This window comes from Gammaproteobacteria bacterium (assembly GCA_030949385.1).
Taxonomy (GTDB): Bacteria; Pseudomonadota; Gammaproteobacteria; order JAUZRS01; family JAUZRS01; genus JAUZRS01.
This window is the reverse complement of the sequence record JAUZSP010000003.1, coordinates 361,536-374,672: the sequence shown is the minus strand read 5'-3', so window position 1 is coordinate 374,672 and position 13,137 is coordinate 361,536. Positions and strand designations below refer to the sequence as shown.

15 protein-coding genes are annotated in these 13,137 nt (G+C 51.3%); 2 read left to right on the top strand and 13 right to left on the bottom strand.

Annotated features, from left to right (window positions below):
* Positions 1-18: 18 nt before the first annotated feature.
* The 11 genes from atpG to mnmG all read right to left on the bottom strand — a co-directional run bounded on the left by atpG (position 19) and on the right by mnmG (position 9,453).
* Complete coding sequence (gene atpG / locus Q9O24_05485) at positions 19-882, bottom strand: F0F1 ATP synthase subunit gamma (protein ID MDQ7074601.1); 864 nt, start codon at positions 880-882, stop codon at positions 19-21.
* A gap of 12 nt (positions 883-894) precedes the next feature.
* A complete protein-coding gene (gene atpA / locus Q9O24_05480; protein ID MDQ7074600.1) occupies positions 895-2,436 on the bottom strand; it encodes a F0F1 ATP synthase subunit alpha in 1,542 nt (513 codons plus the stop codon).
* 25 nt (positions 2,437-2,461) lie between these two features.
* Positions 2,462-3,001 (bottom strand): F0F1 ATP synthase subunit delta, encoded by a 540-nt coding sequence (locus Q9O24_05475; GenBank protein MDQ7074599.1) that lies wholly within the window; start codon positions 2,999-3,001, stop codon positions 2,462-2,464.
* An 11-nt stretch (positions 3,002-3,012) separates the two neighbouring features.
* Positions 3,013-3,483 carry a F0F1 ATP synthase subunit B gene (locus Q9O24_05470; GenBank protein ID MDQ7074598.1) on the bottom strand — a complete coding sequence of 157 codons (471 nt, stop codon included), beginning with the start codon at positions 3,481-3,483 and terminating at the stop codon, positions 3,013-3,015.
* A gap of 61 nt (positions 3,484-3,544) precedes the next feature.
* Positions 3,545-3,778, bottom strand: coding sequence for a F0F1 ATP synthase subunit C (gene atpE, locus Q9O24_05465; GenBank protein MDQ7074597.1), 234 nt, complete (start codon positions 3,776-3,778; stop codon positions 3,545-3,547).
* 45 nt (positions 3,779-3,823) lie between these two features.
* Positions 3,824-4,669 (bottom strand): F0F1 ATP synthase subunit A, encoded by an 846-nt coding sequence (gene atpB, locus Q9O24_05460; protein MDQ7074596.1) that lies wholly within the window; start codon positions 4,667-4,669, stop codon positions 3,824-3,826.
* 39 nt (positions 4,670-4,708) lie between these two features.
* Positions 4,709-5,077 carry an ATP synthase subunit I gene (locus Q9O24_05455; GenBank protein MDQ7074595.1) on the bottom strand — a complete coding sequence of 123 codons (369 nt, stop codon included), beginning with the start codon at positions 5,075-5,077 and terminating at the stop codon, positions 4,709-4,711.
* Between the two features lie 156 nt (positions 5,078-5,233).
* Positions 5,234-6,106 (bottom strand): ParB/RepB/Spo0J family partition protein, encoded by an 873-nt coding sequence (locus Q9O24_05450; protein ID MDQ7074594.1) that lies wholly within the window; start codon positions 6,104-6,106, stop codon positions 5,234-5,236.
* 35 nt (positions 6,107-6,141) lie between these two features.
* On the bottom strand, positions 6,142-6,924 hold the full coding sequence (locus Q9O24_05445) for a ParA family protein (GenBank protein ID MDQ7074593.1): 783 nt from the start codon (positions 6,922-6,924) through the stop codon (positions 6,142-6,144).
* Positions 6,921-7,574 (bottom strand): 16S rRNA (guanine(527)-N(7))-methyltransferase RsmG, encoded by a 654-nt coding sequence (gene rsmG, locus Q9O24_05440; protein MDQ7074592.1) that lies wholly within the window; start codon positions 7,572-7,574, stop codon positions 6,921-6,923. The genes Q9O24_05445 and rsmG overlap by 4 nt, the downstream gene beginning before the upstream one ends.
* Positions 7,567-9,453 (bottom strand): tRNA uridine-5-carboxymethylaminomethyl(34) synthesis enzyme MnmG, encoded by a 1,887-nt coding sequence (gene mnmG, locus Q9O24_05435; GenBank protein ID MDQ7074591.1) that lies wholly within the window; start codon positions 9,451-9,453, stop codon positions 7,567-7,569. The genes rsmG and mnmG overlap by 8 nt, the downstream gene beginning before the upstream one ends.
* Positions 9,454-9,511: 58 nt before the next feature.
* Between mnmG and Q9O24_05430 the strand changes: the two genes are divergently transcribed.
* Positions 9,512-10,303 carry a phosphatase PAP2 family protein gene (locus tag Q9O24_05430; GenBank protein ID MDQ7074590.1) on the top strand — a complete coding sequence of 264 codons (792 nt, stop codon included), beginning with the start codon at positions 9,512-9,514 and terminating at the stop codon, positions 10,301-10,303.
* Between the two features lie 446 nt (positions 10,304-10,749).
* Here Q9O24_05430 and Q9O24_05425 read toward each other — a convergent pair whose 3' ends face one another.
* Positions 10,750-12,585, bottom strand: coding sequence for an SUMF1/EgtB/PvdO family nonheme iron enzyme (locus Q9O24_05425; protein MDQ7074589.1), 1,836 nt, complete (start codon positions 12,583-12,585; stop codon positions 10,750-10,752).
* An 85-nt stretch (positions 12,586-12,670) separates the two neighbouring features.
* On the opposite strand from Q9O24_05425, the gene Q9O24_05420 reads away from it, so the two are divergent.
* Positions 12,671-12,946, top strand: a complete 276-nt coding sequence (locus Q9O24_05420; GenBank protein MDQ7074588.1) for a DUF1640 domain-containing protein — start codon at positions 12,671-12,673, stop codon at positions 12,944-12,946.
* A 74-nt stretch (positions 12,947-13,020) separates the two neighbouring features.
* On the opposite strand, the gene cydX is transcribed toward Q9O24_05420, so the two are convergent.
* Positions 13,021-13,122 (bottom strand): cytochrome bd-I oxidase subunit CydX, encoded by a 102-nt coding sequence (gene cydX, locus Q9O24_05415; GenBank protein MDQ7074587.1) that lies wholly within the window; start codon positions 13,120-13,122, stop codon positions 13,021-13,023.
* Positions 13,123-13,137: the final 15 nt, after the last annotated feature.

Here is a 13,137-nt window from a genome sequence, read left to right as displayed (position 1 = left end):
TAAATTCGTTACAGCGCCCTAAACTGCGGCCGCACCACTCACAATCTCTGAGATCTCTTGGGTAATGGATGCTTGACGCGCTTTGTTGTAAATCAACTTCAGCTCATCAATCATATCGCCAGCGTTGTCTGTCGCACTCTTCATCGCAACCATCCGGGCTGCCATTTCACAAGCGACGTTTTCAACCACACCCTGATACACCTGAGACTCAACGTACCGCATCATCAAACCGTCCAAGACAGGCTTGGCATCCGGTTCGTAGATGTAGTCCCAATGATGTTTCAGGCGTTCATCGTCCTCGGCCACAACTGGCAACAGCTGCATGACTTCCGGACTTTGGGTCATGGTATTAACAAATTGGTTCTGCACAATGAAAAGACGATCAATACGCCCCTCATCGTACGCTGTGAGCATCACTTGAACCGTTCCAATCAGAGCATCCAACGCCGGAGCGTCACCCAGATCAGAAAGTTCAGCAACGATGCCGCCACCCAAACGTTTGAAAAACACACCGGCTTTTTTACCGATGGTACACAGGTCTACTTCAGCCCCTTGCTCAGACCAGACTTTCATCTCTTGTACAGCCTGTTTGAACACATTGATGTTCAAACCACCGCAGAGACCTCGATCCGAGGAGATAATAATAAACCCAACACGTTTCACCTCTTTCCTCTCGGAAAGATAAGGGTGACGATACTCAGGGTGAGAGTTGGCCAAATGCCCAATCACATCACGCATTTTACTTGCGTAAGGACGAGAAGCCCGCATCCGTTCCTGAGCTTTGCGCATCTTACTCGCGGCCACCATCTCCATGGCTTTAGTGATCTTCTGAGTGTTTTGAATACTCTTGATCTGAGTGCGAATCTCTTTTGCGCCAGACATGATCCGCTCCCTCTACCAAACACCGTTGGCTTTGAAATCATCCAGCGCTTTACGCATTCCGGCTTCGATCTCTTTGTTGAAATCACCCTTTTCGTTAATGCTCGCCATCAACTCCGCATGATTGGAGTTAGCGTGAGCCAACATCGCCGCTTCAAAAGCAACGATTTTGGTTGCATCAACGTCATCAAGGTAACCTTCGTTGGCTGCAAACAGCGACATCGCCATCTCGGCCACCGACAATGGTGAGTATTGATTTTGTTTCATCAGTTCGGTAACACGTTTACCGCGTTCCAACTGTTTACGGGTCAGCTCATCAAGATCTGAGGCAAACTGAGCAAAGGCCGCCAATTCGCGGTATTGCGCCAGCGCCAAACGAGTACCACCACCGAGCTTCTTAATGATCTTGGTCTGCGCTGCACCACCCACTCGGGAGACAGAGAGACCGGCATTAATTGCAGGACGAATACCGGCGTTGAACAGATCCGATTCCAAAAAGATCTGCCCATCGGTGATGGAGATCACATTGGTGGGTACGAACGCGGAAACGTCACCGCCTTGGGTTTCAATGATCGGCAAGGCGGTCAAAGAACCGGTTTTGCCTTTCACTTTACCGCCCGTGGCTTTTTCAACAAAGGCTTCGTTGACTCGTGCTGCACGTTCCAGCAAACGGGAGTGCAAATAGAAGACATCACCAGGATACGCTTCACGACCAGGAGGACGACGCAACAGCAGGGAAACCTGACGGTAAGCCCACGCTTGTTTGGTCAAATCGTCATACACGATCAAACCGTCTTCGCCCTTATCACGAAAGTATTCACCCATCGCACAACCTGCGTAAGGAGCAATGAACTGCATCGCTGCGGATTCAGAGGCACCTGCCGCCACAACGATGGTGTGAGCCATCGCATCGTGCTCTTCCAACTTACGCACAACGTTAGCAATGGAAGACTGCTTCTGACCAACCGCGACGTAGACACACTTAATGCCTTTGCCTTTTTGGTTGATGATGGCGTCAATGGCCACCGCCGTTTTACCGGTCTGGCGATCACCGATGATCAACTCACGTTGACCACGACCGACAGGCACCATGGCATCAATCGCCTTCACACCGGTTTGCAGCGGTTGTGAAACAGATTGACGCTCGATGACACCAGGAGCCACCTTTTCAACCGGTGACATTTCCGTGCCTTCAATAGCACCTTTGCCGTCGATGGGCTGACCCAGAGCGTTAACCACTCGACCCAGCATCGCATCGCCAACAGGCACTTCCAAAATTTTACCGGTACACCGTGCGATGTCGCCTTCTGCCAGATGAGTATAAGAGCCCAAGATCACCGCACCAACGGAGTCACGCTCCAAGTTGAGCGCCAGACCGTAGGTGTCACCTGGAAATTCAATCATCTCGCCTTGCATGACATCCGCAAGACCATGAACTCGCACAATACCGTCGTTCAAGCTGACAATCGTACCTTCGGTACGAGCTTCAGCCACCGTATCAAAATTTTCAATACGCTGCTTAATCAGTTCACTGATTTCAGCTGGGTTGAGTTGCATTCGTCATTCCCCTTGTTAGATTTAATTATTTGCGCAACACGGTGCGGGCAAGCTTACTCATTTTGCCTTTCACCGAGCCATCAATAACCAAATCTCCCGCATAAATTACTGCGCCGCCCAATAGCGCCGCATCGACTTCGTAGACCGTGGTGACTTTGTTGCCAAAGCGACCTTCCAGAGACGCAACCAAGGCGACCTCCTGCTTTTTGGTCAATTTACGCGCCGATACAACCCTAACGTCTTGCGCACCGTCCGCTTCAGCACAATAGGTTTCGAACAGTTGAGCGATGGTTGGCAGCAGCTGTAACCGATCATTCTCGGCCAACAGACGAATCAGACTTTGTGCCTGAACCTCTAACTTGCCTTCTGCAACACTCAAAACTAATTCAGCACGTTGCTCTTTGGTGTAATGCGGTGCATCAAGCACCACTTTCATCGCATCGTCACTGACGATCATCGTCAGCAGTTGCAATGCGTCAGACCAAAGCGCACGCGTACTTTCATCACTGGTCAGTTCAAATACCGCTTTTGCGTAGGGTCTTGCCCCTGTTGTCATATCAGACATGGCTCACCTACTCAGATTTGTGCTATCAAGTCATCCAGCACCTTGCCATGATCCACCGCTTTGATCTCCTTCTTGAGGATTTTCTCAGCGCCAGCAATGGCGATACCAGCAACCTGTTGACGAAGGTGCTCTTTAGCACGCGACAGCTCTTGTTCAATTTCAGATTGTGCAGCCGTAATCAGGCGTTCACCTTCAGTACGGGCATCGCTTTTTGATGCTTCGACAATCTCGCTAGCCTGCTTCTGAGCCTGAGCAAGAATACCCGCTGCTTGCTCTTTGGCTTCTTTCAAAGTTTCGGTCGCTTTTTTCTGCGCCAACTCTTTTTCATGCAGACCACGTTCCGCCGCTGCCAAACCATCGGCGATGGTTTTGGTACGTGCTTCCAGCGCTTCCATTAAAGGAGGCCAAACGTACTGCATGCAGAACCATACGAACAGAGCGAACGATATGGCCTGACCGATAAGTGTTAAGTTGATATTCATCCTGTCTCCTCGTAGTCGTCGTTAATACGAGATGACAGCCCAAAGGGGCTGTCAGTCTCCGTTAACCGGCAACCGCAAACAGAACGTACATCGCAATACCCACTGCAATCATAGGAACCGCATCAACCAGACCCATAACGATGAAGAACTGGGTACGCAACATAGGAATCAGTTCTGGTTGGCGCGCAGCCCCCTCCAAGAAACGACCACCCAAGATACCGATACCAACCGCAGCGCCCAATGCGCCCAAACCCATCATCAGTGCGCCAGCAATGTACAGCAGTGCATTTTCCATTTTTGTCTCCGTTAACTCTATGTCTAAATCAGAAAAGTAAAAAAATCAGTGTTCTTCAACTTGGTACGCCATATCCATATACACAATGGTCAGGGTCATAAAGATGAACGCCTGCAAAGTGATGATCAAGATATGAAAGATTGCCCAGCCGAGCTGCAATACACCACCAAACAGACCCAAGGTCATGCCCGCGCTGTACATAATCGCAATCAAAATGAAGATCATCTCACCGGCGTACATGTTGCCAAACAACCGCAGCGCCAGTGAAATGGGTTTCGCAATCAAGGTCACACCTTCTAAAAAGATGTTGATGGGCATCGCCCATTTACCAAAGGGGTGCAACGTCAGTTCACCTGCGAAGCCTTTCGCGCCCTTGATCTTGATGCTGTAAAAAATCGTCAGGAAGAAAACAGACAACGCCATCCCAAAGGTCGCATTCGGATCGGTGGTTGGCACAATCTTCAGATAATGCACACCCAGCGCAGAGGCCAGTGTCGGCACAAAATCAATCGGCACCAGATCCAACAAATTCATCAAGAAAATCCAGACAAAAATGGTCATGGCCAAAGGCGCTACCAGATCATTTTTAGCGGTAAACGAACCGCGCACACTGGTATTGATAAACTCGACGATCATCTCAACGAAGTTTTGCACACCCGTTGGAGCCTCTTGAGAAGCACTCAAAGCCGCTTTGCGGAACAACCACAAAAAGATCCCACCGGTGAGAAGTGAGAAGAACATGGTATCCAAGTGGATGGCCATAAAGCCCATTTGACTCACTTCTTCCAAATTCTGAGCAACCGCCCAGTGACCGTCAGGAAACTGACCGTAGGTAAGGTTCGTCAGATGATGCCTAATATAGTCAGCTGATGTAAGGGTTTCCGCAGACATTTCCGATCCTGAAAACTTAAGGCCCAGATCTCAACTCAACTACCGAGTAAAGATCACAGGCAAAATTTGAATAATGAAAAATGTAATCAGCAGCACAAACATATCGAGAGGTTCGACCCAAACGACGGCACTACCAAAACACAACCCAATAAAAAGTAATTTCACTGCTTCTGCTAGATAAAAGCGAGCAACCAAATTCCCCGGCTGACGCGCATGATAACGAGCAAAGAGCAACCATGCAAACAGCATGTTTGCCAGCGTTGCTGTCGCTCCTCCAATTAGCGCTGAGTATGCAGGGCTTAATCCTAATCCTAACAACAGGATAGCAACGCCCAACGTCATAATGGCTTGAACTAATAAAATTCGCTTCGCTTGGTCAGAATCAATTTTTGTTGCCGGTTTTTTCACAGTTCTGACACAGACGAAGTTGAGGAGCGAGCAGAGTATAAGTGCTTTCGTATATAGGGTCAATCTATATTGAGATAGGTTTTGCTTACCCCTGTTCAAGCAAACAGAGCAAATCAGAAAAATTTCCACCCCTCGCCCAACAAACGCCACGAACCGTTATTGAATGTGTTCCAGAATGCCGTCCAGCTCATCCAAGCTGTTGTAGCTAATCAACAACTTACCCTTACCATTTTGACCATGTTTGATCCTGACTGGCACCCCAATACGCTCACCCAAACTCTGCTCAAGCGAGCGAATGTTCGGATCGCCAGCCGACTCGTCCTCAGCAATCGGCTTTGCCTCAGCAGCACCTTCCAATTTTTGTTTTACCAACGCTTCCGTAGCACGCACGGTCAAATTTTTATTGATCACCGTGCGCGCTGCCGCGACCTGAATGACACCACTCAAAGCCAACAAAGCACGGGCATGACCCATCTCCAGCTCACCGGCGGCCAGATAATGTTGTACCTCGTCACCGAGATCCAACAGACGCAAGAAATTACTCACCGCCGCCCGTGAACGCCCCACCGCATCGGCCACCTGTTGATGAGTCAAGGCAAAATCATCAATCAGACGCTGAAAGGCACGCGCCTCTTCCAAGGCATTTAGATCTTCGCGCTGAATGTTTTCGATCAAGGCCACCGCTGCCGCTGACCGATCATCCAGATCTCGAATCACCGCAGGGATCTCATGCAAACCCGCCAACTGCGCAGCTCGCCAACGACGTTCACCGGCGATTAATTCATAGCCCTGCGCCACCTGACGCAACACCACCGGCTGCACCACCCCCTGTGCAGAGATCGAATCTGCCAACTCTTGCAATGCCTCTGAATCAAAATGAATTCGTGGCTGATACGCACCCCGCTGAATCTGATCCACCGGCACCATACTCAAATGCTGAGCACGATCTTCTGCACTGACGTTCACAATCTGCTCACGACTGCCCAACAGAGCATCAAGACCTCGACCTAAACCGCGTTTTTTTGCCATCACATTTTCCGACATAAATAAAAAAGTTTCGACACCTAACCCATCACACCAGAAACACAAACCTCTTTACGCACCATCTCACCCGCCAGAGCCAAATAAGCCAAAGCTCCACGGGAGGTTTTATCGTAATGAATCACCGGCCTACCGTGACTCGGTGCTTCCGCCAAACGCACGTTACGCGGAATCACAGTGCGATAAACCTGATCACCAAAATGTTTTAACAGCTGATCCGAAACGTCATTGCCCAAATTATTACGGCTGTCAAACATGGTGCGCAACAGACCCTCAATTTTCAGTGAAGGATTAACGCTGCTGCGCACGTCATTGATCGTCTCAACCAACGCCGACAAACCTTCCAAAGCGTAATATTCACACTGCATAGGGATAATGACCCCATCAGCCGCCACAAAGGCATTCAAGGTCAATAAGTTCAGCGACGGTGGGCAGTCAATTAAGATGTAATCGTAATTATCCTGTACCGACTGCAACGCTTTTAACAGACAGCGTTCACGCGCCAACTTGCTCATCAATTCCACTTCAGCCGCCGTTAAATCCGCGTTACTGGGAATCAAATCAAAGCCAAACTCTGTGCTCACAATTGCGTCTGTCGCGCAGGCTTTGCCCACCAACAACTCATAAGCCGAACGCTGCAAACTGTACTTATCCACCCCACAGCCCATTGTGGCATTGCCCTGTGGGTCAAGATCAATCACCAACACTCGTTTATGAGACATTGCCAAGGCTGCGGCCAAATTCACACAGGTGGTGGTTTTACCCACGCCGCCTTTTTGATTGGCAATCGCAATAATTCGTTTCATAACCGCTGCTCGTCTGTTTTCAGGTGGGGTTTCATCACAACCAGATGACGCTCGGCATCAACCCCATGAATGCAAAGTGCTTGATTGGAGATCAGCAAACCATCATCCAGTAAATCCAGCTCTTGCTGTGATAATTTGCCCTTCATCGCCAACAGTTTGCCCTCTGTTTTACACAGTGGCGAAGTCAACTCCCAAAACAGCGACAAGGAAGAAAAGGCGCGTGAAATCACCACATCAAACAGCCCGCCAGGCTGAAACTGTTCCACCCTCGAATGCACCACCGAGACATTAGCAAGGGGTAATTGGGTCAACAAATGGGTCAAAAAACGGCTCTTTTTACCGTTACTGTCCAGCAAGGTAAAATAAATATCAGGGTTCGTTAGCGCCAAGGGAATTCCCGGCAAACCACCCCCGCTGCCCACATCCAGAATCAACGTTGTTCCCGCAGGAATCAGCGGCGAGACCGCCAAACTGTCCAGCAGATGCAACACCACCTGCTCTTTCGGGTCTCGAATCGCAGTCAGATTATAGGTTTTGTTCCAGCGCGCCAACAGATCACGGTAGACCAGTAAATTTCGCTGCTGATCTTCACTCAACGACAAACCCAACTCATCCAGCCCTTTGGCCAATAATGTCTGTAACTCAGACATGTTTTTGCAAACTGCGTTTTTTCAAATGCACCAATAACAACGAAATGGTCGCCGGAGTCACCCCTGGAATGCGCCCAGCCTCACCCACCGTGGTCGGACGCTGATCGCTCAGTTTTTGCAACGCCTCAGACGACAACCCTCGCACCTGTGCGTAATCCAAATCATCAGGCAAGCGGCTCTCTTCATGGCGTTTCTGCCGCTCGATCTCATCCTGCTGACGGGCTAAATAACCGGCGTATTTAACCTGAATTTCCACCTGCTCAGCCGCTTGCTGATGCGCCAACGCCGGCCCCAAACCCTCGATCTGCATCAAACCGTGATACGTCACCTCGGGGCGGCGCAACAGCTCCAAAACCCGCTGCTCTTTTTTCAACGGGGTAGCAAACTTCTCCTGCACCTGCACCGCTTGCGGTGAATTGACCCGCACCAGCAGCGTTTTCAGACGCTGCTGCTCTTGCTCTACTGCGGTGCGTTTTTCACAAAACGCCCGCCAGCGCGCTTCATCCACCAAGCCCAATTGATGCCCCATCTCGGTCAAACGCGCATCGGCGTTGTCTTCGCGCAGCAGCAGGCGATATTCCGCCCGACTGGTGAACATGCGGTACGGCTCTTTGGTGCCACGGGTGATCAGGTCGTCCACCAACACCCCCAAATAGGCTTGATCGCGGCGCGGATACCAGATCTCTTTGCCCTGCACCTGCCGAGCGGCGTTCAAGCCCGCCAACAGACCTTGCGCTGCCGCCTCTTCGTAACCGGTGGTGCCGTTGATCTGACCGGCAAAAAACAGCCCACCGATCACCTTGGTTTCCAAGGTCGGTTTCAGATCTCGTGGATCAAAATAGTCGTACTCGATGGCGTAACCTGGACGAGTGATGTGCGCCTGTTCAAAGCCTTTGATCGAATGCACCAAGGCCAACTGCACATCAAAGGGCAAACTGGTGGAAATGCCGTTGGGGTAGACCTCGTTGCTCTTTAGGCCTTCCGGCTCAATAAAAATTTGATGCGAATTTTTGCCCGCGAAACGAGTGATTTTATCCTCAATGGAAGGGCAATAACGCGGCCCGATGCCCTCGATCTCACCGCTGAACATGGGCGAACGATCCAGCCCCTGCGCGATAATGTCATGGGTACGTTGATTGGTGTGGGTGATGTGACAATGACGCTGTGCAGGGTGATCACTCAAGCTGCCCATAAAAGAAAACACGGGCCGAGGATCGTCTCCTGGCTGCACTTCCAACTCAGAAAAGTCGATGCTGCGCGCATCAATGCGCGGGGGAGTACCGGTTTTAAGCCGTGCCACTCGCAACGGCAGCTCGCGCAGACGATCCGCCAAGGCAATCGAAGGCGGATCACCGGCACGTCCACCGCGATGATTTTGCAGGCCGATGTGAATTTTTCCGCCCAAAAAGGTACCGACGGTCAGCACCACCGTGGGCGCTAAAAAGCGCAGCCCCATCTGCGTCACCACGCCACTCACTCGCTCACCTTCGACGATCAGATCTTCTGCCGCCTGCTGAAACAGCCAGAGGTTGGGCTGATGCTCCAAGGCATCGCGCACCGCCGCACGGTACAGTTGCCGATCCGCCTGCACCCGCGTGGCTCGCACCGCCGGCCCCTTGCTGCGGTTCAGGATACGAAAATGAATCCCCGCTGCATCGGCGGCGTGCGCCATCAAGCCACCGAGTGCGTCGATCTCTTTAACCAAGTGACCTTTGCCAATGCCGCCGATGGCGGGATTGCAGCTCATCTGGCCGAGGGTTTCGATGTTGTGACTCAAAAGGAGGGTTTTCGCACCGCTGCGCGCCGCCGCCAAAGCCGCTTCGGTTCCGGCGTGACCGCCGCCAATAATAATGACATCAAATTTGTGAGGATAGTCCATGGCGGGGATTGTAGCGTAAAATGCGCCCCTAACGCAGAGCAACCCTTAGGAAGCCCCCATGAATGCCTTTTTTAGCCTGCTTTTGTTGCTCGCACTCAGCGGTTGTGCCAGCCAACAAACCCACTGGGGCAGCAACGCCTACCACAACCTCAGCCCACAACGGCTGCTGCATTCAGCCAACAAAAGCCTGCATCAAACGCAAACGTGGCTGCCTGCTCTGGGCAGCTTGGTCTTTAACTTATCCGATTTAGATCAGCAGACCTCCGATTGGGCCAGCCGCCAGAATCCGATTTTTGGCTCGCAGAGCAACGCGCGTCGTTACAGTGACGACCTGCGCTCTGTTTTGCTGGCCGAAACCATCGCCACCGCGCTGCTCACCCCCAGCGGCAACACCCCGTCACAGTGGTTAGCCAATAAAAGCCGAGGCATCAGCGCCCAGTTGCTGGCCGGTGGCCTGGCGGGCAGCAGCAGCGAACATCTCAAAGATCTGTTTCAGCGCCGCCGCCCCGACGACAGCGACAAGCGCAGTTACCCCTCCGGCCACGCCACCACCGCAGCCAGTTACGCCACCTTGGCCAATGCCAATCTCGCGGCCTTCGCGTTAAACCCCAAGCAGCGCCAAACGATAAGCGACCTCAATTGGGCTTTGGCTGGCGGGGTGGCGTGGGCGCGTGTGGAGGGGCAGAAGCATTACCCCTCCGATGTGCTGGCGGGGATGGCGTTGGGGCATTTTGTCAGCGCAACCTTGAACGATTTTCTGTTGGGGCAACAGGACTCCGACACCGTTCAACTGCATTTCTCAGCCAGTGAGGGCAACGGCCAACTGCACCTGCGTTGGAAATTCCGCTAAGCCTCCACCGTAGGGCGCAATAACCGCAGGGCATTGCGCCAATGATCTCACTCCCCTTTCAAACCAACGCTGTATTTCAAACAAAGAGCGAACACAAGGTTCGTCCCTACTCGGTTATTCACTGACGTTACGCAGCAAACAAGACCATCCAATCAAATAAGCTTAAAAGGGCGCACACATAGGTGCGCCCCTACTGCACAAGCCGTAATTCTGAATCAGTACGTAACATCAGTTATTCAGAGGAGGCAAACAGCAAATCCCCTCCCCATTTTTGACCGACGGCGCTGCGCGCCGAACCTAAAAGCGTCTGCCCCCACCGCCCTCTGCCTAAAGATGAAACCTCAATGCATTCAAAACAAAAGACAAGAGCGCAAAGGGACAAAGCACAAAGGTCAAAGGATCAAAAAAGCGCCCTGGCAAGACGAAAGCCGATAATGTTGACCGTTTCAACGGTGTAGTATCCCGAGACGGTTGGCCGAGCGCACGTTCTCCGCATTGCTGATCCAGGAGCCACCGCGAACCACACGCCGGTCGCATTCTGCGCCCGCGTCGTCTAACCACGCTGCACCGTTACTGGGAGCTTGACTGTACGTTTTATGCCAGCAGTCTTCTGTCCACTCCCAAACATTACCGTGCAGGTCATACAAACCAAACCCATTGGCTTTAAACTCACCAACCACAACGGTCTTCCCGCGACGAACACCGCTCTTTTTACAACCGTCCAAAAGGTAATCACCGTTATAATTTGCTTCATCGGTAGAGAGACAAACGCCCGTATTGAAAGGCGTTGTGCTGCCCGCTCTGGCCGCGTACTCCCACTCCGCTTCACTCGGCAGACGATACGCCTCCCCTGTCTGCTCACTTAACCACTGGGCATAAGCCTGAGCATCGTTCCAACTGACGTTCATCACCGGACGATTGCCTCGCCCCCAACCACGATCACTGGGCAATTCTCGTTGTGTTGCTTTGGCAAATGTATCGTAATCCGCAAAGGTTACTTCTGTTTGACCCAGAGCAACGTTGTTGGCAATGGTGACTTGATGCACTGGTTTTTCATTATTACGACAACGTTTACTACTGACACAGCCCATCTGAAACGATCCAGCGGGGATCACCACCATTTTGGGCGCTTTGCTGCCATCCTTTAAATCATCTTGAAACACGTCTCCAGCCTTAAACCTTAAAAATTGACCAATAAAAAACACCCCAATCAGCACACCAAGCACCGCCACTACAACCGTCTTTGACAACATCTTGGTAATGGAAAGCGATGGTTTAACTACTTCTGAAAATGGAGCGCCAACTGGAGTTTTTATAGCTGGTTTCACCAATGAAGCTGCTTTCGGGTTAGCAGTGCGTAAAACATCATCAATCGCCAAATGAACCTCATGCAGCGGCTCACTCTTTTTCAGCTTCAAAAGTAAAAAATACGCCGACTTCGCCTGCTCTGGATTCTTGCCCAACAAACACGATTTCAAGCGATAGACCGTCGCCAGACGAGTATCGAGACTCTCAGATTTCAACCCTGCCAACACCGCCTCCGGCAACACTCCCTTTGGCTGAAAACGCCCCAACTTAAACTTCCCCTCCAAACCCACCCACATAACCGGCATCATATCGCTGCGATCTTGTATCACCTTCTCGTACACATAACGATACAGTTTTTCCAATTTCACCACCCCAGTCTCATTGGCCGCCTCACCGTTCAAACCCGAAACCAGATGATGAGTAAAAAGGGAGTGCTGCAAACCGGTTTTGCTGCCATCTTGCGACGCTTGCAAACGAGTGGAAGAGGCCAACAACGCCTTGCCGACACCCCTGACACTGAAACTCTCCTCCGTCAGTGCCTCACCGCCTTTGTCCGCCGCACTAAACGCCCCACTGTGGCAGCAATCGAGCAAAATGATCTGTCGTAGGGCGAAGCTGTTTTCCATCTCGCGCTTGATGTCCGAAGCACTTAGAGAGTCTCGACCCGGACGGTCATAATCGGTCTGTTGCAGTGCCAGATAAAGTGGCCGAGTACGACCGCTGCCCAAAACACCGTGCCCCGAAAAATAGAGCAACACCGTGTCGTCTTTGTCACGCTCATCAAACAGATCAAACACCTTCTGACGCGCCTCGGCCAGTTCAGGGTTGTGCAGGGTCTCGACCTCAAAACCGTACGCCTTACCCTTCAACACAGCGGCCAACGCCGCCACATCCGCTTGCGGAGCAACTAAATTACCTAAGCTGCCCTCGTTGTATTTATCATTGCCGATCAAAAGAGCGAGTTTTTTAGTCATTTTCTACCACAACTCCAGTTTAATAATGGGAGATTTTGGCTCATGTTTGAGCGTTTCCAAAAAATTTTCCTGCTACAATCACAACATGAATACGATTACATTTGATGCCTTAAAATTTGTTGAACGCTTGGTTGAATCTGGGATGCCTGAAAAACAGGCCAAAGCGTTGGCTCAAGCGCAAATAGAGATTAACGAAACAAATCTAGAAGATTTGGCAACCAAAGGCGATCTGCATGACATTAAAGCAGACCTGCGAGAGATGGATGCCAAGATCAATGGCCGCTTGAATTTACTGACCTGGATGCTGGCTTTGCTGGTTATTACCAGCGTGATTCCTACTCTAAAGGTGTTTTTCTCGTAGGTTAAACCTTATCGACTGCATAAAAAAAGCCCCGAAAACGGGGCTTTTTTTACATGCGGGCAGAAATTCTGCCCCTACTCCTCATCACGATCCGCACGGCTCTCCAACCACATGGCGTTGATCACGCCAAAAGAGACCGCCAGCAATACCCCTAAAACCCAAGTGAAATACCACATAATTTGCTCCTCAAC